Genomic DNA, 22,904 nt, shown 5'->3' with positions numbered 1-22,904 from the left:
TTAGATCAATTACTCTATTCAATTAATTAACAGTTTTTTCAATTTATTTTCTTTACTCGAACGTAAACTGTTGAAACACAAAGGCTTACACCTGTACGCTGAAAATGATAAATTTTTTAAGATTGATGGATAAAACGCCGTGCAAAGGCACCAAAAAGCAAATAATCTGCAAAGCGGGTAATGAATTAGGGTGTTTTTTTAAATACAGACTGTTTTAATTTTTAAATTTAAGCCTGATTTATTGTATTGAACAGGGTAAGTTGACACGTTAAATACGTGATTTATGGCCACTCAAGTTTTTTAAAATGCTTTTGCTTATTAGTGTAAATGTATAAAAAATAATAAGTGAATGACACCTAAAAAAGGCATAAAAAAACGCAGCTTAAACAGGCTGCGTTTTGTATTAATCAGAGTTTTTTAACAGCCTATTTTTACGACATGCTTTCCTGTAAAACCACCCGCGAGCTGCGTGTTTAAGGCATTAGATACAGCGTTTGCGTTAAACTCAACAGGCGTTAAGCTCGGTGCTTTAATATCACCATTGGTGGCGCCTTCGAGTAATAAATTACCCATAAAGCTCAAGCGTTGCTGCGCACATAAACTATTAGCGAGCCATGCACCACCAAGCGACACAACACTTATATTTGGCGCGCGCCGGTACATTAGATCTTGTTCAAAACAAGGTAATGGATTTAAACACGCTATTTTTCCGCAAAAACGCATGAGTTCGATATTACGCGCTGTCGACTCACCACCCACGGTATCGATTACTGCATCAAACCCTTGCGGCCCTAGCTCTCTACTAATTTTTTCACACAACTTTTTATCGTTGTAGTCAAACACAACATCCGCGCCAAGCTGTTTTACGAGTTTATGGTTTTTCTTAGAGGCTGTTGCAAATACATCAGCGCCACGCTGTTTAGCGTACTGAATAGCAAACTGCCCCACTGCACCTGCTCCACCTTCAATAAAAACAGTTTGCCCTTCGGTGATACTAATTTTATCTAAGCTAATTAGTGCTGCCATTCCGGCGCAAGGCAGCACAGCAGCAACCGCTGGGTTTAACTCTTGCGGTACAATAGACACTGCAAAATTAGGCACTTTTGTGTATTCACTCAGTACCCCTTGCCCACCTACGTTGGCGTGCCACATGACTCGCTCGCCAACATTAGGAAAAATCCCTTTACTTGCTTTTACTACAACACCTACCGCATCAAGCCCCAAAATATGAGGGTACTGCCACTGACAAAAACCTGATTTTGCAAAATGCCCATCAACGGGATTTAAACCAACATATTCTACTTTTATCAGTAGCTCGTTATCTGAACACTCAGGAACAGGTAACTCAATGTCAGCTAAATTTATTTGATCATTCGGTTTTTCCAATACAATGGCACGCATTGTGTGCGGTATAGTATTTTGCGTTAAAATATCAGTATCAGACATCGTTAAACTCTACTTATTTGTGTTACTTAGTGCATAGCTCCATTGCCCATTAAATGATTGGTACGCATTGACCTTAGCAAGTAACGATAAAATGGTTGTTTCAACTGCATTTTCTTGTGCTATTAAAACATCCTGCCGCGCATCTAACAACTCTAGATAAGGGATTTGGCCTTCTTCATACATGGCTTCTGCTTGTAAAAATGCTTTATTAGCAAAGTCATAACGTTCATCTGCAAAACGTTTTTGCTGTGCCTGATTAACTAAACCCTGCAACGAAAGCTCACTTTCACTAAGTGCTTTAAGCACCACGTTTTGATAATCGCTGTAAGCGGCTTCACTTAAAAACTGTTGTGCGTCTCGTTGTGCTAAAAGAGCAGGATAGCTTAAGATTGACCATTGCAACTTAGGCGCAATTTGCCATTGCTGCTGTGTATCGCTAAAGCCATTACTACCTAGACTTAACACACCTGCAAAGCCACTTAGGCTTACATCAGGTAATAAAGCTTTACTGGCTGCCACACTTAAACTATTGGCTTGGCTAAAGTCATAAATTGCACGGCTAATATCTGGCCTCAGTGCAATAGCGGCATTTGGCTTACTAAGTGTTACGTCAAATTTATTGCGTAACACACTCAGTTCATTTGTTAATTCAATATTTTGAGTTAAACGCCCTGTAAGAACAGCAAGCGTTGATAAATCACTGTACTTTGCAAACTCAATGGCAGGAATTAACGCTTGTTGCTGGCGTAATTGCGCTAGGGTGCGGTTTAAATCAAGCTCACTTGCAACACCTTCATCAACCCGCGCTTGTAACACATCAATACTTTGCTCAAGCGCTTGTATTTGTAAGCTAATAATGCGCTGTTTTTCAGCATTGCCTTGATAGCTAACAAACCCTTTAACAACCGCTGAAACAACTTCAATTTGGAGTAAACGAACTTGCTCTGCTTGGCTCATAGCCGATGCATTTGCGGCATCAACTAAAGCAGTCACTCGGCCAAATAAATCAAGCTGCCAATTAAGTGCAAAGTTAGCACTTGATTGGCGTGAGTTTGTATCTGCTAAGCCGCTTCTTTGAGCGCCTAACTCAACACCACCTTGCGGTAAATATTGTGCTTTTTGCTCGCCCAGCCTAGCTAATGCACTTTTTAGTAAAAGCTGACTTGTTTTTAGGTCGTAGTTTTTAGCGAGTGCATCTGATACTAATTGGTTTAGCTGCTCAGACTTAAGCGCGTGCCACCAGTTAGTTTCATCTGCACCACTTAGTTGGTCAGCAACTGCAGCACTGGCAACAAATTCGTTAATTGTTTTTTGCTCGTCAAGCACGTCAACCTTACTTGCACAGCCAGATATGAGCGTGACCATTAATACAGAAGCTACGGTTAACTGTGTTTTAAACCGCTTTGCTATTTGATTAGTCATTTGATAACTCCTGTGTGTTACCTTTTTTCTTTACAACAAGCATGTAAAACACCGGGGTAAACAATAAACCAAACACGGTTACACCAATCATCCCAGAGAACACGGCATTACCCATTGCATGGCGCATTTCAGCCCCTGCACCCGTTGCTAGTACGAGGGGTATAACACCCGCTGTAAAGGCGATTGATGTCATAAGTATTGGGCGTAAACGCATACGACATGCCGCTAATATTGCATCAATATGCGATAAGCCTGTATCGTTTTTATCTTTTGCAAATTCAACCATTAATATCGCATTTTTAGAGGCCAAGGCCACCAGCACAATAAGCGCTATTTGCGTAAATATATTGTTGTCTGAACCTACAAACCAAACACCAAGTAATGCTGAAAATATTGTCATTGGAACAATTAAAATAATTGCCAATGGTAAGCGTAAGCTTTCATATTGTGCAGCCAATACCATAAACACAAGTAACACAACTAATGGGAACACATACACCATAGTGTTGCCTGCTAATACTTGTTGGTACGTTACTTCAGTCCATTCGTACTCAATACCACTGGGTAAGTTGTCGGCCAAAATAGCCTCAATTGCCAGTTGAGCTTGGTCAGAACTAAAACCAGGTGCAGGACTGCCGTTAAGCTCTGCGCTTGGGTAACCGTTGTAGTGCATTACACGGTCTGGGCCAATTGTTGGCGTAACCGTTAGGATTGAGCCTAATGGCACCATGTTACCTTCACGATTTCTTACTTTGAGGTTAAGAATTTGATCAGGGTCTAGGCGATAATCAGCATCAGCTTGCGCATTTACTTGGTACGTTCGGCCAAACATATTAAAATCGTTTACATACACAGAACCCAAGTATATTTGTAAAGCATTAAATACTTCGTCAAGCGGAATGCCTTGAATTAACGCTTGTTCACGGTCAATATCAATATCCATTTGTGGAACTTGAATTCTAAAGCTTGAGTAAAGCCCCATTAATGCTGGATCTTGTTGCGCTTTGCCAATCACTGTTTGTAGGCTGTTAAATAACGCTTCAAAACCTTTGTTTGCTCTGTCTTCAATTTGAAGTTTAAAGCCACCTGTAGTACCTAAGCCTTGAATTGGCGGCGGTGGAAATACTGCAACAAACGCTTCGTCAATTGCTGCAAACCGTTGATTTAACTGCGCGGCTATAGCCATGGCCGATTTACTCGGATCGGTTCTATCTTCAAATGCATCTAACGGGGTAAACACAATCCCGCTGTTAGGGCTGTTGGTAAAGCCATTTACTGATAAACCTGGAAACGCAACCGTATTAGCAACACCTGGTACTTCAAGTGCAATTTGTTGCATTTGTCTAAGAACATCCTCAGTACGGTCAAGGCTTGCTGCATCAGGTAGTTGTGCAATGGCAACTAAGTACTGTTTGTCTTGTTGTGGAATAAACCCACCAGGTACTGCATCAAACAGCTTAATGGTTCCACCTACTAGGGCAACATAACCGATCATTACAATAAAGCTCATACGAATTAGTTTTTTAACTAATTTTTCGTAGCCTTTTGCGCCTCGGTCAAATACACGGTTAAAGGGTTTAAATAACCAGCGGCCAAATAGTTTATTTAACAAACGTGTGAATGCATCTGGCTTAGTATCGTGAGACTTTAACAACAGTGCCGCTAATGCTGGCGACAGCGTTAACGAGTTAATTGCTGAAATCACCGTTGAAATAGTAATTGTTAAGGCGAATTGCTTATAAAATTGCCCTGAAAGTCCGGTAATAAATGCCGTAGGAATAAACACAGCACATAATACGAGTGCAATGGCAATAATAGGCCCTGTTACTTCGCTCATAGCAACACGTGTTGCCTCAAGCGGCGACAACCCTTGTTCAATGTTACGCTCAACATTTTCAACTACAACTATGGCGTCGTCCACCACAATACCAATGGCAAGTACTAAACCAAACAGCGACAAGGTGTTAATAGATACGCCTAACCACTGCATTACCGCAAACGTACCAATGAGTGAAATAGGCACAGCAATAAGTGGAATAATAGATGCACGCCATGTTTGTAAAAACACAATGACAACAATCACTACTAGTACAATTGCTTCAAGCAACGTGGCAATAACAGCATCAATAGAGCCACGAACAAATACAGTCGGGTCATAAACTATGTCGTATTCTACACCTTCAGGAAAGTCTTTTGATAAACGCGCCATGGTTTCGCGTACTTGGTCCGAAAGCTCAATGGCATTAGACCCTGGGCGTTGAAATATAGGCATTGCAAGTGCAGGTTGTGAGTCAAGCTCAGCACGCAAAGAATAGCTGTCTTGACCAAGCTCTACGCGGGCAATATCAGTAAGGCGTGTTATTTGGCCTTCATCGCCCACTTTAATAATTACTTGTTCAAACTCTTCAATACTGTTTAAACGCCCTTTTACATTTAACAGTACTTGAAATTGACTGTCGTTAGAAACCGGCTGTGCACCCAAGCTACCTGCTGCTACTTGTTGGTTTTGTGAACGAAGTGCTGTTATTACATCGGTTGCGGTTAGCTCGCGTGCTGCTAGCGCATCTGGGTTTAACCATACACGCATGGCGTATTTACCTGCGCCAAATAAACGCAAATCACCCACACCCGGTAAACGTGCTATTTCGTCTTTAATATAGAGGTCTGCATAGTTAGACAAATACGCGGTATCGTGCGATTTTTCTGGTGAGTACAAGTGCACCACCATGGTTAAATCGGGCGACGATTTTTCAGCCACCACACCTAAACGTTGCACCTCTTCAGGTAAACGTGGCAAGGCGCTGTTTACACGGTTTTGTACTTGTACTTGGGCGCGATCTAAATCAGTACCCAGTGCAAATGTAACCGTCAGCGTCATACGACCATCACTGGTTGCTTGAGAAAACATATACAGCATGTTTTCTGTACCATTAATTTCTTGCTCTAACGGCGTTGCTACCGTCTGCGCTATTACCGTTGGGTTAGCTCCTGGGTAGCTTGCTGTTACAACTACGGTAGGAGGCACGACTTCTGGGTATTCACTTACCGGCAGTTGGAATAACGAAATACCACCAGCAATTAATATAACCAAAGACAGCATGGCCGCAAAAATGGGTCGCTGTATAAAAAAGTGTGAAAATTTCATCTAAAAAACCTTATTGCTTTGCGACTAAGCTTGAATCGTCATTGTTCATGGTGAACGCAACATCACTGCTATCAATGGTTACTGTGTTCGGTGCCACAGGCATACCTGGTCCAACACGAGCAGGGCCATTTACGGCTATTACATCGCCCTCTGAAAGACCTGAGGTGATAGCACGAAGAGAGCCATAACGCTCACCCACTGTAACTAATTTGTACTGCAGCACATTGTTTTCACCCACAGTCAAAACAAAGCGGTTTTTTAAATCAGTTCCTATTGCTCTGTCTGGCACAATTATCTGCTCTGTCACTGAATTAGCAGCAAGCTTAATACGCGCAAACGACCCTGCACGTAATTGGCTGTTATCCTGATCAAATACAGCACGCACACGCAGCGTACCTGTTGATGAGTTAATTTGATTATCAATAAAGTTAATGTAGCCTTTGTAAGCAAAATCGCGTTCGCCTACTTTTTGCATTACAACGGCTTGGCGACTTTTTGAGGTCACGTTACTAAAATCGCTATTCCAAGTGCGTTCGTCCACATCAAAATAGGCGTACATTTTTTCGTTAGAAACAATGCTGGTAAGCACGCTTTGCCCTGCAATGATGTTGTTACCTTTCGTGATATTGGCACGCGAGATCACACCGTCGATAGGTGACACAATGGCTGTAAATTCTAAATCAAGTTCAGCTGATGTTAGCTGTGCTTGTAATGCAGCAAGTTGAGCTTCGCGTTGGCGTAATACAGAGGTACGTGACTCTGCTTGCTCAGTTGAAATTGCTTTACGTTCAGTTAAGCGCTCAGCGCGTTTAGCTTCGCTTTTTGCTTGCTCAAGCGCAGCTTGTGCACTGCTAACTTGGGCTTTTAAACTAGCAACAACCGCCGCAAACGGACGGTCATCAAGCTTAAATAATACATCGCCTTTTTTAACAAGGTCGCCTTCATTAAACGTAATTTGTTCTATAACACCAGATACTCGTGGCATAAGTGCAACTTCTTGCGGTGACTCTAAGCGAGTTGTGTAGGTGTGCCAGCTTTGTACTGGTTTAACAAGTACGTTAGCAACATCTATAGGTTGAAGAAATTGTGCTTGAGCCGAAGGCGGTGTGCTTTCATCAGCACAACCAGCAAGTGTTAAAAATGCGCCTGCAAATGCAGCAGCGATAAGGTGTTTTTTCATGAAGACGCTCCTTTAATTGATTAAGAACGCATACTACGGGTTATACCTGCTGACAAAAACCATAGATTTTTAAATTCATTAATGCCAAAATGGCATCAATTGTATTGTTTTGGTGGTTTTATGGATACGACAAGTCGGCTTTTAATGTTGCTTGAAGTGGTTGAGCAAGGCTCTTTTGCTAAAGCTGCCGAATTACGTAATATCGATCGCTCTGTGATCTCTAAACAAATTAGTCGTTTAGAAGATGAGCTAGGGGTTAGATTGCTAAACCGCACTACTCGCTCATTTTCACTCACTGCCGCGGGTGCAGAAATGATAAAAAAAGCCGGTGAGCTCAGAGAGTTGCTTGGCGAAACCGTGCGCATGGCCGAAAACTACCACTTGGAGCCTCGTGGCGTCCTCAAAATTACTTCATCAACACTCATTGGTAGGCGCTACTTACAACCTGTACTCAATGACTTTCAAAAGCGCTTTCCTCAGGTTGAAGTTGAATTAAGGCTTGATGACAGATTAGTAGATATTGTATCTGAAGGGTTCGATTTAGCATTTCGTATTGGGGAGCCAAAAGATTCATCACTCATTGCAAGAAAAATTGCACGAAATCGCTTATTAATTGTTGCCGCCCCCGAATTTATCAGCACGTATGGTATGCCATCCTCCATGGAAGAACTAGCAGATTTGCCTGCGGCAAGTTATGCGAGCAACTCTATGAGAGTTGAAACAGTGGATTATTACAATAGCTCGGGTGAGCCATGTGAGCAAAAAATAAAAAGTGTATATCGCGCCAACGACGCTGAAGCACTGCTAATGAAGGCCATATCTGGCACCGCTTATTTTGTAGCACCGGCATTTATAATCGGTGACGAAATTACTGAGGGTAAATTAATTCCTATATTAACGGATGTGAAGTTAATGGATTACAGTGCTATGTATGCTGTTTATCCGCACAGAGATTTACCTGTACGTACACGGTTATTTTTTGATGCAGTGCGCGAATATTTAGGAAAAGATAAACCAATTTGGGAACGCGGCATCCCAAACTTTGAAAAAATGTATTAAGCAGGTACTTCTATTTGCTTTAATTGCTCTTTTGAACTTGCATATACTTTATTTCGACCTAAGCGTTTTGCTTTGTAAAGCTGTTTATCAGCCGCAATGAAAATAGATTCAAGCGAGGGGTTAGCTTGATAGTCAGCTACACCAATACTGATAGTAAGTTTAATTGCATGCCCCTCAATATTAAACGGTGTTTTTTCAACAGCTTCTCTTAACTTTTCAGCTGCAAATAAGGCTTCGTCTTTGCTATTAAAAGAATGAATAACGGCAAACTCCTCACCGCCAACCCTAAACACGTACCCCTTTGCTAAGGTTATTCTTAAAAGCGTTGCAATTTCAGTAAGTACTTTATCGCCTACATCATGGCCAAATTTGTCATTTATTTGTTTGAAGTAATCTAAGTCGAGTAAAAATAAATAGGTATTTGTTTTATCAACCAGCTCTACTTCAAAATAGTGGTTCATTGATAACCGGTTACCTGCGCCAGTTAATGGATCAAGTAGTGCTAGGTTTTTTAAACGTTTGGATGAAAGCGCGCGGCTTCCCTCAAAAATATGCGAAACAGTCCAAATACTGACATAAGCCAATAGTAAGTTAATCGCCATATTTAAATTTACTATAGGATCAGGCGAAGATTTACTTAATAAAGTCAGTGATTGAATAAAGAGGACAGTACCTGAGAAGAAAATTCCGTATCGCTTTCCCATTAATAAGTAACACAATACAGGCAAAGCGAATGACCATACAAATAAGCCATATTTAGGTTCTGATATATAATTGGCGTACAAAACTATAATACAAACCAATACACACATTACAACAGACTGCCAAAACCGCAATGCATGCTTACTTAAATGATGAATGGTATACAGGCAATAAATTGAAAAACAGAACTCTAAAAAGCCGAGCAAATAGACACCACTGAATACGTTTAATGCGCTAAAAAATAATGACACAGAACCAAAAAACAAACACATCCATACAAGAACGTGCTTTCTTAATGCTTTAGTACTATTTAGAGCGGTGATATCCATTCAATTAACTCAATAACGTCGAACTAAGGAATTATTCTACCCTGTAATAAATATATAACAAGTGTAACCGAGCGTTATTACACCACATTGTGGCATTTTTAACCGCTAACCACCCAGCATTGAAAGGTTAGTTGTTACACCTGTTTCGCCCTGATGTAGCAAATGAGTTGGTTTTTTAGTTTTAATATAGCGAGATAGCTGGTTTATAAGTGCTTGGTTTGAGTTTTCATTCATGTGCTCTCGTAATGAAATACCTTGCTCTGAAAACAAACAAAGGTGTAATTTACCCAAAGAAGACACTCTCAGCCTGTTACACGAACTACAAAAATCATTACTGTAGGGCATTATTAAGCCAATACGCCCTTGGTAGTCAGGGTGATAAAACTCCTGAGCAGGACCGTCTGTAATGCTTCTAATGACAGGTTGCCACCCCGCTGCACGTAATCGTACTTTAATTGACTGGCCGGATACGTGATTTTTATCAAAAAACGCCTTATTGTCGTTAGTCTGCATTAGTTCAATAAAGCGCATAGTGACTGGGCGATGCTTTAAATACGCTAAAAATGTGTCGAGCTCTTGACCATTATATTGCTTCATTAACACGCTGTTTATTTTTACCGATTCAATACCGCTTTCTAACGCGGCGTCTATGCCTTTCATCACGGTATTAAATTTATCGTGACCGGTAATAGTATTAAACATTCTTGGATCAAGTGTATCAATACTCACATTAATCGCATTAAGCCCTGCATCTACCCAATTGTTAATGTGCTTATGCATTGAAAAGCCGTTTGTTGTAGCGGCTATTTTTGTAATGCCCGACGTATCTTTTGCCACACGAATAACATCTATGAAATCTTTTCTAAGGGTGGGTTCACCGCCAGTAATACGTAGCTTGGTAATACCATGATGCGCAAAAGCGCTAATAGTATTGCTAATTTCATTCAGTGAAAGGAATTCTCTGTCATGGCCACATTGGTAGCCATCTGGTAAACAATAAACACATTTAAAGTTACACACATCGGTAATCGATAAACGTAAGTAACTAAATTTTCGCCCTGCTGGGTCGATGAGCATAAAAAACCTTCACTTTACTTTGTTTGACTGGGCCTGTGAGTATTACAGGTTATGCTTTTGTTATGGTTGTAGGTTAACACACGGATTTTGGCTTTATTAATATAAAATAAAGGCCTTATGTATTTAATCTAATATGAGCCTAATAACTCGCACTGCAAAAGCGTGTAAATTTAAGGTTTACACGCTTTTGGTGTTTATTTAGGCTTTTAAACCTTTTACAACTGCACTTGGTTTCATTGGTAAGTCACGTAAACGTACACCTACTGCATTGTATATGGCATTGCCAATTGCTGGCGCAACGCCAATAACACCTGGCTCCCCTAACCCTACAGGAAACTCATCACTTTGCACAAACTCAATGTCCATTTCGGGTACATCTTGCATTCTCATTGGAAGGTAAGTATTAAAGTTTGTAGCAGCTACTTGACCATTTTCATAAGAGTTGGACTCATGTAAGGCCATACTCGCTCCCCATAATAATGACCCTTCTAATTGAGCCATCGCACCATCAGGATGTACAATTAAACCGGCGTCAACAACAGCGTATAACTTTTTAAGGGTGATTTTACCATCGCTTTTGTTAACGTGAACATGGGCTGCAGTGCCAATCCATGCTGGCATGTGGCGCTCTTGCCCTGAACTAACCGAAAAACCAATGCCCTCGTTTTCGTTAAGCTTTATTGAGCTAACTTTGTCTGACACTTTTTTAAGTACATCATGTAAACGGCGCGCGCCACCAACACTTTCAGGTGCTTTACCCGCTTGTTTTCCTTTACCGTCAAGCATTGATAAACGAAACTTAACAGGATCAATACCTTGCTTGTGCGCTATTTCGTCTATAAAAGACTCAAGGCTCCATACAATCCAACCCGGTCCAACTGAACGTAACCAACCTGGCGTAAAAGTGCTTTGTGCTAACTCGTTATTGATAGCACGAGCACGATGGTTACTCATGCTATACCAGTGATCAGCACCTGAGGCAGAAAACGAATCAAATTTACCATTACCATCAACACCAGGAGCCAAAAAACCTGGCGCCATTGCTTTAGTTGGCCAGCCTGCAGCAAACGCATGCTCTAATGCGCTAAGCTCTCCCTTTTCACCGAACGAAGCGGTTAATTTAGCCGTAGACGCTGAGCGAGACTGATCAAATAAACTGTCATCTTCACGGGTAAATACAAGCTTAACCGGTTTACCTATTGCTTTTGCCGTTAATGCAGCAGGGACTGTCCAATCACCAAATAAACGACGTCCAAAGCCACCACCCAAATAGTAAGGACGAATAATGACTTTATTTTGCTCTATATCGAGGGCTTTGGCTAAAGCTGGTAACGTGAGTGATTGCCATTGGTTACCCGTATGTACAATCCAGTTACCGTTTTTAAATTCAGCTATGGCGTTAAGTGGCTCTAATTGGTAGTGACTCGCTGTCGCCGTGGTGTAAGTTGCATCAAATGTGTTTTTTGCATCGGCCAAAACCTGAGGCGTATTGCCTTCATCTACAAATAAAGTACCGGATGCGCTATCGTCACATAATTTTTTACCCTGCGCCTGAATATCTGCCTCGGAGACGTTGGCCGTTTTGCCTACCTGGTAGCTTACATTTAACGCATCAACCGCTTTAATAGCACTGTGATAATTGTCAGCCAGTACAACAACCCATCCCTCAACGGTATTACTAGGATCGTTTAATATTTCAAAACCGCGATAACCTTTAATTGCTTTTGCGCCACTGTCATCAACGCTTGTTACTTTACTACCATAACGTGTCGGAGGAATAACCGGACGCGCATACACCATACCTTCTATTTCAACATCAATGCCATACACTGCTGTTCCGTTTGTTTTAGCGGGTATATCTAATGCTTTAAAATCTTGGTTTAAGCCGGTTAAATGACGTTTATTGGCTGGTTTTAAAGGAAGCTTTGCAACTTCTTCACTTGTAAAGGTAAGATTAAATTCACCTTTTTGTACAATATCAGCGTAACTTACCGATTGACCACCAGCAACAATTTGCCCTTTTTGTGCAATACATTGCTCTGGTTTAACCCCTAGCATTTTAGCCCCGGCATCAATAAGGGCTAAGCGACCTGCGGCACCCGCTTGCGATAGCGGTTTAAAACTTTGAAATACTGACCACGAACCACCTGTAACCATATATCCCCATTTCTCATGGGTGTCTACGTAAGTAATTGATACTTTATCCCAATCACACTCTAACTCGTCGGCCACTATTCGTGCTAAAGCAGTGCCAATGTGTTGGCCCATTTCAGCCTTTGCAATGCTAACCTCTACCCCACCATTGGTATCCATTGTCCACCAAATAGTGGGTGAAAACGCCTGTTGTGAAATTGATTCTTTGGCGCTTAAAGAACCTGAAAGTAACGCAGGCGCAAATGCCATTACCAAGCCCGCACTAGCACTGCCAATCATAAATGAACGACGATTTAAGTTGACGGTTTCGCTGTTTTTTTGAAATAATTTTTTCATTATCCGCTCCGATTAAACGTCTTGCTCATTTGGGTTAAACATCTGTACTGCACTTTGTGACTCATCGGCCGCACGTTGTATTGCCGACTTTATACGTTTGTACGCCATACAGCGGCAGTAGTTACCATTCATATGATTGACAATTTCTTCGTCTGTTGGCGACGGATTGTCTGCAAGTAATGTTGCCGCTTGCATAATCTGCCCAGACTGACAATAACCACATTGCGGTACTTGCTCTTCAACCCATGCTTTTTGAAGCGGGTGTTCGTTATTGAGACCTTCAATAGTGGTAATGTTTTTACCAGCTACAGCTCCTACGGGTAATACACATGAACGTGTAGCCTGTCCATCTAAATGCACTGTACACGCACCACACATTGCTATGCCACAACCAAACTTAGTGCCCTTTAACCCTATTTCATCGCGAATAACCCATAGCAGTGGTGTATCTTCACTTGCTTGTGATTCAATCACTTTGCCATTAATTGTAAACGTTACCATAACCCGCCCCTTGAATTAGCTCTCAATCAACTGCACTGCGATTTGTGCTGAGCAGTTGGTAATACCATTAAAATTAAAGCAACTTGATCCTCGACATTGCTCTTAAGTTGGATGCGCAACTTTATGCCCTGCGCAGTATGTATTTATATAAACATGTTCAATTAAAGTTTAGTTTGTTTTTTTATTTAAGCTGAACCTCTGTTTGAGGTTGATTTATTGCCTAAAGTTTTAATTATTTAATTTAGCGCCTGTTTAGCGGTATAACAATTTAACTGCTCAACGGTATCTATGTCTGCGCTTGCCTTATTTAGTAAAACGCAGTTTACAATACCGCCGGATTCACGAAGTAGATGTTGAGCGCCTTTGTCATTCGACAAAGTGGTGAGTAAATCAAAATCATCATGAGGAAAAATTGCCGGCACACCTAATCGTTCTCCATAGTTAGCACACCATCGAGTGGGGTTATTCTGAAAACGAGTGACTAACTGCTGAATATCGCACGCCTCCAATTCAACCTGATCGGCTAGCATAAATAAAATGCCATCCCAACCGTCACTATGCCTTAACTGATTAGCTGCAAGCGCGATTGATTTACCTAACCCTTGCTGCCAATCTAAATTACAGATAATTTCGACATTATTGTAGTGCTTTAGCGCTTGAGTAATTTCGTTATGCCAGGCGCCTGAAACAACATAGACGGCACCCGCGTCTAACTGCTGTAAAACGTCAACTGCACGCGCAATCATAGTTTTATTATTGCCCACATTTGCTATTAATTTGCATCCATCAAAACGAGACGACTGTCCTGCGGCTAACAACACTTTTGCTATGCGCATACTTCACTGACCCCAATTGCTTAGGGATGTAGCATCTTTATTAGAAAGCACGGCGTGTATTTCACTAATAAGTGACAATGCAATACTCTCTGGCGAGTCGCCACCTAAGTTAAGCCCTACAGGCCCAAAAACAGGCGCTTTAACCTCTTGTATAGCTATATTAGCTTGCTCAAAAACTTGTGCTCGTCGGTGCTTAGGACCCAGCAGCCCCATATATTTTAAATTAGACTGGTTCAACGCATAAAGTGCATTTGCATCAAGCTCAACACTGTGGGCCATTAATATGCTCGCATCCACCTTTTGCTTTTCGCAATATTGGGTTAGCTCTTGAGGCGGACAACGTAAAATTGCATCTGCCTGCTGAAAATATTGCCTTTTAGCATTAGCCGCGCGGGGATCCCACACAGTCACAACCCAACCCAGCTGCTTAGCCATAGAATAAACGGCAACAGCGTCGGCACCGCCACCCACAATTAAAATATGTGGGGCTGGGTATACGGCCACTTGTAGCCAATGCTGATTATTTTTTTCAATGATTTGTGCTTTACGATTAACAGAAAGACCATCAGAAACATTACGTTTTGAAAAAACGCCCTGCCCCAACGCACAAAGAGGTTGCACTGGTTGTAAATAATAACCTGACACTTTTTCTTTAAGAGCATTAAAAACAAAATCGAGATTTAGGTATTTATTGGCGCTATTAACTGGCTGTAAAACAATATGGACAACACCACCACAGCCAATACCTAACTGAAAAGTTAAGTCATCTTCATCGGTGGCATCATACGTAATCGTTTTTGACGTAAGGGAGGTCATTACTTGTTTGGCGTGGCGCTGAATATCTGCCTCTAAGCACCCACCGGAGAGCATACCCAATCGCTGCCCTAAGCTAGAAATAAGCATCATGGCGCCTAGCTTACGGTAGCTCGAGCCTTCAATTTTATACAATGTAGCCAAAACCCATTGCTGTTCGTCTCGTAAAGGGTGCCACGTTGCAAGCATGCTTTTTAAATCAGTTACCATATAAGTGCCGTTAGAATCCATTATTTATGTATTTTCGTAGCCTATAAAATTTAGCTGTAAATAACTGACTAATTTTAAAAACGTTTAACCTACGTTGAGCCTACTTAGTAAGATCATATTTATATTATATAAATGAAATTTTCTTACTCAATGTAAAGGTTTAAATTTTATGGTTCCATTAAATCGTTGAGGGTTTCAATTAGGCTGTCAAATTCATCATTAACACTTTCGCGCTGTTTTTTATTCAATGTCGGGGCTAGTTCTATTAATAAATTAACATATAAATCAAGGTTGCTGGCATTTATGGCTAATTGCTTTTCGCTCATAAAGGCTTCACGCTCTTTTATTACATAGCTTAATTTAGTTACAAACTCATCTTCAGAGAGTGTTCCATCAACCATTATTGATTTTGCTGCATCTAATCGAGTTTGTTTATAATCGAGCCACAGCCCGCCTGACTCCGTATGCTTGTTGTTTGCGTCTGTAATAAGTTGCTTTTGCTGGTCAGTGAGCTTACCCAGCCAATCTGAGTAGTAGTTTAACTGGTTTTCTAGGCGTTTAGTTTTGCGCTCTTTACTAGATTGTTCGTTGTATTGCTCACGATCTTCGTTAATTTGATCTTGAATATTTTGTATAAATTCATCGCGCTGTACTGTAGAGAGCGTATACCCTAATTGCGCAAGCGAAAAATGCGCATGCTCAAGAAGATTTTTCCAGTGGGCCCTAGCAAATACTACCTGCTCTTTTAATTGAGCATGATTTAGATTTTGATTAAACAGCGACTTTAAATTTTCAATATCTTGCTTGTATGCTGGCAACTGTGTATCGCGATGCCATTGCTGTGTGGTGTTAATAATCTCTTTTAATTGCTTGTTCTGTTGTTTGTTTAAATCAACGTAATCATCAACCCAAAATGACGATAACCAAGTTAAATTATTATATGTAAACGAGGCAGAACAACTCGTTAATAGCAGTACGCTTAACGCAATAGTTATATGTGACAACTTATTTTTTATTGTTTTTAACATTTTCACCTCTGCAAATATAAACGCTTCACTTAGCTAAGCACTTACATAATGAACCTACGTAACGTGAACTCGCTACCTTAAATAGCATAACAGTCAAAAGTTTATAATTAGCAACTTTTCGCCATGCTTTGACATAGTTATTTCTTTTAAATTTTCTGTTATATCTGTATCTTACGCTTATAAAATCGAACGTGTTAGAAAAAACGCCCCCGATTTGAGCTATAATCACAAACAGAGTTTATCTAAACTTAAATGCACGCTAGTTTGTTTGTAGTAATAAAATAAACCTAAAATATAGCAACGTTATACGCCCTTAAATAGCTGCAAGTGCAATAGTGTTGCAAATAAAATGGTTTTATTTAACTCACAGTGAAACGATTACTTTTTGGAGACATCGCTATGTCACAGTTTAATTTAAAAACGTTATTACTTACGGGTGCTTTAATTGCGAGCCCTTTTGCGAATGCAACCCTTGAAGAAGGTATTATTGCGGCGAACGAAGGTCGCTTTGAATTCGCTTTAAAAGAATTTGAATACCTTGCCGACAAGGGGTTTGCACCTGGCATTTACGAGCTTGCTAAATTATACGAAGAAGGCCACGGCGTTACACGCGATTATTACAAAGCAGCCGATCTATACAAAAAAGGCGTAAAAAAGAATCACGCAGACTCAATGTTTGCATTAGCGGTATTATACGACGAAGGCAAAGGCGTTAAGTTAGACAAACAAATGGCTTTATCTCTATTCGAAAAAGCAGCCAAAAAAAACATGCCTGCCGCACAGTTTAACTTAGGCGTGATGTATTCAAATGGTGATGGTGTTAGTCACGACTACAAACTTGCTAAAACATGGTACGAAAAAGCCGCTGGGAATAACTATTCTTTAGCGCAATTTAATTTAGCGCTTATGTACTTTGAAGGGCTAGGAATGCCTAAAAACCTTGAGAAGTCATACATATGGAATACAATTGCCGAATACAATGGCAACATGCAAGCAAGCCATAGTCGAAAGTTAGATGAGCGTTCAATGCTACCTAAAGAAATTGAAGAAGCAAAAGAAAAAGCTGATGCAATTTACACTAAAATCCTTGCAGGTACCTACGCAGGTGAAGGACGTCTATTTTAGGTTAAGCAAAAAATAAAGCTGGACTTAGTATCATTGCGCATACTTAGTTCAGCTTTTTTTGGCTTGTTTTACTTAATATATAACCACTTTAGCAATCTGGTTAGTATTTTACTTTGCTTAAGTAACAACCCTATGCGCGGGTTAAAAGAACCAGAAACGAGTGTATTTTTAGCGTGACTAAACGTTAAAAACCCTTCCTTACCGTGATAGTGCCCCATACCTGAATGACCCACCCCACCAAATGGCGCGTCGTCAGCAGTGACTTGTACTAAAGTGTCGTTAACCGCAACGGTGCCACTAAGTGTTTGTTTAATAAGGTACTCTTGTGCCTCTTTATCTTGGCCTAAAATATATAAAGCAAGCGGATTTGGATGCTGTTTAATATAATCGAGAACGTCATCTAACTTCCCATAACTCTTAATTGGCAATATAGGCCCAAATAGTTCATCTTGCATAAGTTGCATGTCGTCGGTCACATTCGTTACTAAATGCAGACCCATACGATGTTTATCTGCATCTTGTTGATTTTGTTCAAGTGGCTTAATGACATTTGCCCCAAGTTCTTGTGCTTGCACTAAGTATCCGGCTAGACGCGCATAATGTGAGTCACTAATAATAGAGGTTAAGTTTTTACCTTCAACACCCTGCTTAAAATGCTTTTTATAAAGCTCACATAACTGTTTAATAAGCTGGCTTTCTAGGGTTTTAGGCACAAATACATAGTCTGGCGCGACACAAATTTGCCCGGCATTTGCCATTTTCCCGAATAACAGTGCGTGTGCTGCTTTTGCAACATCAGCTTGCTCGGTAATAATCACTGGTGACTTGCCACCAAGCTCTAAAGTAACGGGAGTTAAGTTTTTACTGGCTGCTTTCATTACTAATTTGCCAACCCCAGTAGAGCCGGTAAATAATAAGTGCGCAAAAGGAAGAGACGAAAATTCGCTGGCAACGTTGCTGCCGCCTTGGACCACACATACATGCTGACTCATTTTGTCATCAAAAAGCTTTTCTAATACGGCATTAGTATGTGGTGTAAATTCGCTGAGTTTTAACATTACTTTATTACCGGCTGCGATAGCGGTGATCACTGGCACAACCGCTAGCTGTATTGGGTAATTCCACGGTGCGATAACACCTACCACGCCTTTAGGCTGATAGGTAACACTCACTTTAGACGGCCATAAGCTAAGCCCCACAGAACGTTTACTAGGCTTTGACCATTTAGGTAATTTTTTAATAATGTGCGAAAGCCCTTGCACGGTAGGCAAAATATCACCAAGTAAGGTATCAAACGCAGTCCGGTAGCCAAAGTCTTTAGATACTGCACTGATAAGTTCTTCTTCTAGCTCTACAATGCGCGAACGTAATTTTTTTAAAATGGCAATTCGAGAATGAATAGAAGGATAAGGATTATCTAAAAACGCATTTTGTAAACTAGTAAAGTGCGCTGATAAAGAGGCTATTTGTGCTGTGTCTGTTGTCAAAATAGATTACTCGACTTTTAATGTTATTGTCGACTATAACCTTGATCTGTTTTTCGAGCAATAACACTAATTTACCTATTACAACCACACACATAGTGATTAAGAGTCGCTTTGTTTAAGATACAAACCGACTCAATTTTTAAAAATTAAATACTGTTTTTGCGAGCGTTATTGTTACAAGTGTAATTAATACGATAGCGACTAGGTTAAGTGCAAAACCTGCTCTGATCATATCGCGAATTTTAATTTTTCCCGAGCCAAATACAATGGCATTTGGTGGTGTAGCAACTGGCATCATAAACGCACAACTGCATGCTATAGCAGCAGGAATAACCCACACTAAAGGCGAGCCAAAAATACTTTCAGAAACTGGGCCTAATAACGGCAAAAAGCCCGCCGCAGTAGCTGTATTACTCGTGATTTCGGTTAAAAAGGTGATAAGCGCTACAACAACCACTATGCCCATAACTAACGGAATAGCACTCGCCCCTTCTATCATTTGTGCAATGTATTGCGCTAAACCAGAAGATTTAATCTGTGATGCTAACGATAAACCACCGCCAAATAATAACAATACGCCCCATGGCACTTTAGATGTACTTTGCCAATCTAAAATTCGCTCGTCACTGCCCTTCTTAGCTGGCAAAACAAATAACAACAAGGCTGCTGTAATAGCAATAGCAGTGTCTGAAATGCTAAGACCCGACAAATCAGCTAATAGCGGTCTAAAAACCCAACATAACGCGGCTAGTACAAATACTGAAAACACGCCTTTTTCAGCCCGTTGCAACGCACCGAGTTCAGCAAGTTCATTTACAAACATAGCCTTACTGTCTTTAATGTTTTCTGCATTTTTATCAACTTTATAGCTGAATTTAGTAAGCCATATCCAACACACCAGTAACATAACAATTGCTAAAGGCACACCTATCATCATCCATTGCCCAAAGCCTATTTCAATTTGGTAACTTTCAGATAAGTATGCTGCCATAAGCGCGTTAGGCGGTGTTCCTATTAACGTAGCAATACCACCAATGCTGGCACCATAGGCAATTGATAGAAGTAATGCTTTTGCAAATCCATCTTCACCAGAATCAGAGTGACTCACTAAATGAATAATTGATAACGCGATAGGTAACATCATCACCGTTGTAGCCGTGTTTGACATCCACATAGATAAAAATGCTGTTACTAACATCATTGCTAAAATTTGTAAGCTCGGTTTTTTACCCGCATATAACATAGTGGTTAACGCAATTCGTTTATGTAACCCCCAACGTTCCATAGCTATTGAGATTAAAAAACCACCCAAAAATAAAAATATAAGTGGGTGTGCATAAGGCGCTGCCGTAATTTTGATAGGCGCAATATTTACAAGTGGCGTTATTACTAGCGGTAACAATGAAGTTGCAGGAATAGGGACAACCTCAGTCACCCACCAAGAGGCCATCCAAAATGTTAAACCTGCTGTTTTAAAGGCTGTATCAGATAGGCCATTTGGTGGATCTAATAAACAGGTTAACAACATTACTATGGGCCCAAGCCAAAGCCACACGCTTCGTATAATAGGATGTATTTGATTAGAATTGTTTAGGTTGCTTACCATCACCACGCCAAAAGCTATTTAACAGACGACACAGTAAAGAAGATAGTAAGGACTTGTCAAATGGATATCAGCCATAACTAAATTTGCATAGAGTTAAAGGCTTAGAGCTTTAGTACGAGTGAAAAGTGTAAGACATCATACAAATTAAGAAGGGGAATTTATAGAAACGCCGTAAACAAGAGGTCTACGGCGAACATATCAAAATTAACTAGTCGCTAATGCTGATCTATTTTTTATATACTTATATAAACCAATTAATGAAGCAGCTATCCAAAATATTTCTATCACAAAGCTCGCTAGATTAAAGTTATAACAAAGGCTTATTAATAATAAAATCGCCCCTGTTAGGTTCATCATGTTGTACGTCAAGCTGGTTGGTGTTGTTTTACCTAATTGAAGTAGAAAAAACGAGCCAACAACTAAAAATGTGCCTGTCATACCGATGATGTCAAATAAGAGTGCTATCACGAAACTATCCTTTATCCATTTTTCAAATAACCCAAAAAACTGGCCCATTCCATGGGGAGGGTATTTTTCATTCATTGAAACAGCAAAACCGGGCGATCATAGCAACAAAGCAGTTTCAAACAAGGCCATATGTCCGCATATATTTTTTAGCTTATTTAAATGTAACTTTTCCACCTATCATTTTGTAGGCAGGTGCGCCGCGGATTAAAGCAGGTCTTGCAAAAGCCCGCTCACAACTTGGGCAAATACACGGAATTTTTGTGAAGTCTTGAGATATACGCTCTTTAAAACACTTAACAAGCGCCCCCTTCCCCCCTTTGCGATATTTAAAAAGTTGCGTTTTGCATGACGAGCAAAAAATATCAACGGTTTTTATAGGGCCTTTTTTGTTTGGTTGTGCCAAAACACCTCCGTAATTAATAATTATATTTAAGGTTAAATAAGATAAGTTTAATGAGGTAGCCCGTAAATTAAAACAGCCGTAGTGACTAGAAAATATTTTAACCGCCCAGTTCATGACTTATTGGCAGTAGCTAAAACATGATTTAAGTGATCAGCGAGGCATTTAAGGCTAAAGGGCTTAACAATAATGCCTGAAACTTTAGCTGCGATTACATTTTTTATAGTTTTAGAATTATCTTCGCATGTCACCATCAAGACAGGGGTTGAGGTAAGCTGTTCGTCATTTCTTATTCTATTTAGTAAATCTTTACCGTCCATTTTGGGCATATATAAATCAGTGATGACCAAATCAAAAGACTGCTTTTTTAACAGTGTGAACGCCTGAATACCATCGGTCGCTTCAACAATATCAAGATAGTTTAGGTTTCTAAGCATGTTAATTAATACATGTCGCATCAGTGGTATATCATCAACAACAAGTATTTTCATATTATTTAGTTACCTGAATAAATAAAAAGATAGACAATTTTGTGTTTATAAATCAATTATGGCCACCCGCCTAAAATTAATCCCATCAACGAAAATTGGCTTACATAGTAACCACTGTTTATCAAAAAAAGTTTTACTGGACGCTGCTCATAAAGATAACTTAAACCCAAAGAGCTGCTCACCCAAAATAAACCAATAGCAAAACCAGTCCCTACACTCAAACCCAAGCTCGACTCATTACCTAAAAATATCGACAGTACAAATGCAGCCAAAAATGAAAATGAAAATGTGCCAACACATATGCGTTTTTTATTGGCACTTTGCAAATCAAGCTCGGTCAAGCCGCAACTTTCAAGCCAAGCTTGTCTAAATAATAAGTTTGAATACCAAACACTACTTAACGTAAAAGACGAAAGCGCAGCAACCAGTACCGAAATAAAATTAATATCCGAAAAATTCATACAACACTGAAATTTCCTGAATCGTAACGTCTTTTTAATGTAGTTAATATTAACTAATGCAGCAAATACTAAAGTGTAATCGATACTTAAATACCAACAAACTATTAGAACACAGCAAACGTTGCTTTTGTTAACTCAGCTATATCGTCTATGGCTAACTTTAACTCCAACCCACGCTTACCGGCACTGACATATATAATTTCAAACTCACTAGCACTACTGTGAATATATGTTTTAAGACGTTTTTTTTGTCCTATTGGGCTCACTCCTCCAAGTATATAACCGGTACTTGCATTTACTTTTTGAGGCGCGGCCAAGGCCATTTTTTTTGTTTTTGCCACTTTAGCAAGCTGTTTAAGATTAACTTGTTGAGATACGGGGGTGATGGCAACGATTAATTCACCTTCATGCGTTTCTAGTACAAGTGTTTTAAATACTTGATCACTATTTAAATTGAGTTTTTCAACTGCCTCTAAGCCATAGTGACCATTGTTTGCATCGTGCTCATAGCTTAGTATTTCGAACTTTATTTTTTGTTTTTCGAGCAGTGCGATAGCGGGTGTCATTGGGTTCTCACTTTTTTAGAGGTGTTAGCAAATTTAAAGCAAAAAAAAACGGCGCTGTAAAG

20 protein-coding genes are annotated in these 22,904 nt (G+C 40.1%); 2 read left to right on the top strand and 18 right to left on the bottom strand.

What is annotated here, in order from left to right:
• Positions 1-417: 417 nt before the first annotated feature.
• The 4 genes from P20480_RS14205 to P20480_RS14220 are packed head-to-tail and all read right to left on the bottom strand — an operon-like array spanning position 418 to position 7,193.
• Complete coding sequence (locus P20480_RS14205; RefSeq protein WP_008127497.1) at positions 418-1,446, bottom strand: zinc-binding dehydrogenase; 1,029 nt, start codon at positions 1,444-1,446, stop codon at positions 418-420.
• Between the two features lie 9 nt (positions 1,447-1,455).
• Positions 1,456-2,868 carry a TolC family protein gene (locus tag P20480_RS14210; protein WP_008127495.1) on the bottom strand — a complete coding sequence of 471 codons (1,413 nt, stop codon included), beginning with the start codon at positions 2,866-2,868 and terminating at the stop codon, positions 1,456-1,458.
• Positions 2,861-6,013, bottom strand: coding sequence for an efflux RND transporter permease subunit (locus tag P20480_RS14215; RefSeq protein WP_008127493.1), 3,153 nt, complete (start codon positions 6,011-6,013; stop codon positions 2,861-2,863). The genes P20480_RS14210 and P20480_RS14215 overlap by 8 nt, the downstream gene beginning before the upstream one ends.
• 10 nt (positions 6,014-6,023) lie before the next feature.
• Complete coding sequence (locus P20480_RS14220; RefSeq protein ID WP_008127491.1) at positions 6,024-7,193, bottom strand: efflux RND transporter periplasmic adaptor subunit; 1,170 nt, start codon at positions 7,191-7,193, stop codon at positions 6,024-6,026.
• Positions 7,194-7,313: 120 nt separating this feature from the next.
• Here P20480_RS14220 and P20480_RS14225 point away from each other — a divergent pair, with 120 nt between their 5' ends.
• A complete protein-coding gene (locus tag P20480_RS14225; protein ID WP_033025041.1) occupies positions 7,314-8,252 on the top strand; it encodes a LysR family transcriptional regulator in 939 nt (312 codons plus the stop codon).
• On the opposite strand, the gene P20480_RS14230 is transcribed toward P20480_RS14225, so the two are convergent.
• The 7 genes from P20480_RS14230 to P20480_RS14260 all read right to left on the bottom strand — a co-directional run bounded on the left by P20480_RS14230 (position 8,249) and on the right by P20480_RS14260 (position 16,238).
• Positions 8,249-9,283, bottom strand: coding sequence for a GGDEF domain-containing protein (locus P20480_RS14230; protein ID WP_008127486.1), 1,035 nt, complete (start codon positions 9,281-9,283; stop codon positions 8,249-8,251). The two genes, P20480_RS14225 and P20480_RS14230, sit on opposite strands and share 4 nt — an antisense overlap.
• A 105-nt stretch (positions 9,284-9,388) precedes the next feature.
• Complete coding sequence (gene moaA, locus P20480_RS14235; RefSeq protein ID WP_008127485.1) at positions 9,389-10,360, bottom strand: GTP 3',8-cyclase MoaA; 972 nt, start codon at positions 10,358-10,360, stop codon at positions 9,389-9,391.
• Positions 10,361-10,558: 198 nt separating this feature from the next.
• Positions 10,559-12,850: a xanthine dehydrogenase family protein molybdopterin-binding subunit gene (locus P20480_RS14240; protein WP_008127483.1), complete on the bottom strand. Its 2,292-nt coding sequence runs from the start codon at positions 12,848-12,850 to the stop codon at positions 10,559-10,561.
• Positions 12,851-12,862: 12 nt separating this feature from the next.
• Positions 12,863-13,351, bottom strand: a complete 489-nt coding sequence (locus P20480_RS14245; RefSeq protein ID WP_008127481.1) for a (2Fe-2S)-binding protein — start codon at positions 13,349-13,351, stop codon at positions 12,863-12,865.
• Positions 13,352-13,587: 236 nt separating this feature from the next.
• A complete protein-coding gene (locus tag P20480_RS14250) occupies positions 13,588-14,187 on the bottom strand; it encodes a nucleotidyltransferase family protein (RefSeq protein ID WP_008127478.1) in 600 nt (199 codons plus the stop codon).
• A 3-nt stretch (positions 14,188-14,190) separates the two neighbouring features.
• On the bottom strand, positions 14,191-15,210 hold the full coding sequence (locus tag P20480_RS14255; protein ID WP_008127476.1) for an XdhC family protein: 1,020 nt from the start codon (positions 15,208-15,210) through the stop codon (positions 14,191-14,193).
• 167 nt (positions 15,211-15,377) lie between these two features.
• Positions 15,378-16,238, bottom strand: coding sequence for a DUF6279 family lipoprotein (locus P20480_RS14260; RefSeq protein WP_008127475.1), 861 nt, complete (start codon positions 16,236-16,238; stop codon positions 15,378-15,380).
• 399 nt (positions 16,239-16,637) lie between these two features.
• Here P20480_RS14260 and P20480_RS14265 point away from each other — a divergent pair, with 399 nt between their 5' ends.
• A complete protein-coding gene (locus P20480_RS14265) occupies positions 16,638-17,363 on the top strand; it encodes a tetratricopeptide repeat protein (RefSeq protein WP_006791705.1) in 726 nt (241 codons plus the stop codon).
• Between the two features lie 68 nt (positions 17,364-17,431).
• Here P20480_RS14265 and P20480_RS14270 read toward each other — a convergent pair whose 3' ends face one another.
• The 7 genes from P20480_RS14270 to ybaK all read right to left on the bottom strand — a co-directional run bounded on the left by P20480_RS14270 (position 17,432) and on the right by ybaK (position 22,842).
• Positions 17,432-18,850: a coniferyl aldehyde dehydrogenase gene (locus P20480_RS14270; RefSeq protein ID WP_008127473.1), complete on the bottom strand. Its 1,419-nt coding sequence runs from the start codon at positions 18,848-18,850 to the stop codon at positions 17,432-17,434.
• 139 nt (positions 18,851-18,989) lie between these two features.
• Complete coding sequence (locus P20480_RS14275) at positions 18,990-20,456, bottom strand: SLC13 family permease (protein WP_033025038.1); 1,467 nt, start codon at positions 20,454-20,456, stop codon at positions 18,990-18,992.
• 204 nt (positions 20,457-20,660) lie between these two features.
• On the bottom strand, positions 20,661-20,924 hold the full coding sequence (locus P20480_RS14280; protein WP_008127470.1) for a CBU_0592 family membrane protein: 264 nt from the start codon (positions 20,922-20,924) through the stop codon (positions 20,661-20,663).
• Between the two features lie 151 nt (positions 20,925-21,075).
• A complete protein-coding gene (locus P20480_RS19755; RefSeq protein WP_008127468.1) occupies positions 21,076-21,327 on the bottom strand; it encodes a hypothetical protein in 252 nt (83 codons plus the stop codon).
• A 110-nt stretch (positions 21,328-21,437) separates the two neighbouring features.
• A complete protein-coding gene (locus P20480_RS14290; protein WP_006791700.1) occupies positions 21,438-21,815 on the bottom strand; it encodes a response regulator in 378 nt (125 codons plus the stop codon).
• A 56-nt stretch (positions 21,816-21,871) separates the two neighbouring features.
• Positions 21,872-22,276, bottom strand: coding sequence for a DUF1761 domain-containing protein (locus P20480_RS14295; RefSeq protein ID WP_008127466.1), 405 nt, complete (start codon positions 22,274-22,276; stop codon positions 21,872-21,874).
• 104 nt (positions 22,277-22,380) lie between these two features.
• A complete protein-coding gene (gene ybaK, locus P20480_RS14300) occupies positions 22,381-22,842 on the bottom strand; it encodes a Cys-tRNA(Pro) deacylase (protein ID WP_006791698.1) in 462 nt (153 codons plus the stop codon).
• Positions 22,843-22,904: the final 62 nt, after the last annotated feature.

Origin of the sequence: Pseudoalteromonas sp. BSi20480, from assembly GCF_000241365.1 — a bacterium.
GTDB lineage: Bacteria > Pseudomonadota > Gammaproteobacteria > Enterobacterales > Alteromonadaceae > Pseudoalteromonas > Pseudoalteromonas marina.
Note: the sequence above shows the minus strand (reverse complement) of the source record. Positions and strands in the feature narration are given on the sequence as shown.

Coding starts and splice junctions, on each gene's coding strand:
- P20480_RS14205 (WP_008127497.1), bottom strand. CDS start 1,446: ATGTCTGATACTGATATTTTAACGCAAAATACTATACCGCACACAATG.
- P20480_RS14290 (WP_006791700.1), bottom strand. CDS start 21,815: ATGAAAATACTTGTTGTTGATGATATACCACTGATGCGACATGTATTA.
- P20480_RS14225 (WP_033025041.1), top strand. CDS start 7,314: ATGGATACGACAAGTCGGCTTTTAATGTTGCTTGAAGTGGTTGAGCAA.
- P20480_RS14220 (WP_008127491.1), bottom strand. CDS start 7,193: ATGAAAAAACACCTTATCGCTGCTGCATTTGCAGGCGCATTTTTAACA.
- ybaK (WP_006791698.1), bottom strand. CDS start 22,842: ATGACACCCGCTATCGCACTGCTCGAAAAACAAAAAATAAAGTTCGAA.
- P20480_RS14255 (WP_008127476.1), bottom strand. CDS start 15,210: ATGGTAACTGATTTAAAAAGCATGCTTGCAACGTGGCACCCTTTACGA.
- P20480_RS14260 (WP_008127475.1), bottom strand. CDS start 16,238: ATGTTAAAAACAATAAAAAATAAGTTGTCACATATAACTATTGCGTTA.
- P20480_RS14245 (WP_008127481.1), bottom strand. CDS start 13,351: ATGGTAACGTTTACAATTAATGGCAAAGTGATTGAATCACAAGCAAGT.
- P20480_RS14240 (WP_008127483.1), bottom strand. CDS start 12,850: ATGAAAAAATTATTTCAAAAAAACAGCGAAACCGTCAACTTAAATCGT.
- P20480_RS14275 (WP_033025038.1), bottom strand. CDS start 20,456: ATGGTAAGCAACCTAAACAATTCTAATCAAATACATCCTATTATACGA.
- P20480_RS14210 (WP_008127495.1), bottom strand. CDS start 2,868: ATGACTAATCAAATAGCAAAGCGGTTTAAAACACAGTTAACCGTAGCT.
- P20480_RS14265 (WP_006791705.1), top strand. CDS start 16,638: ATGTCACAGTTTAATTTAAAAACGTTATTACTTACGGGTGCTTTAATT.
- moaA (WP_008127485.1), bottom strand. CDS start 10,360: ATGCTCATCGACCCAGCAGGGCGAAAATTTAGTTACTTACGTTTATCG.
- P20480_RS14215 (WP_008127493.1), bottom strand. CDS start 6,013: ATGAAATTTTCACACTTTTTTATACAGCGACCCATTTTTGCGGCCATG.
- P20480_RS14230 (WP_008127486.1), bottom strand. CDS start 9,283: ATGGATATCACCGCTCTAAATAGTACTAAAGCATTAAGAAAGCACGTT.
- P20480_RS14295 (WP_008127466.1), bottom strand. CDS start 22,276: ATGAATTTTTCGGATATTAATTTTATTTCGGTACTGGTTGCTGCGCTT.
- P20480_RS14250 (WP_008127478.1), bottom strand. CDS start 14,187: ATGCGCATAGCAAAAGTGTTGTTAGCCGCAGGACAGTCGTCTCGTTTT.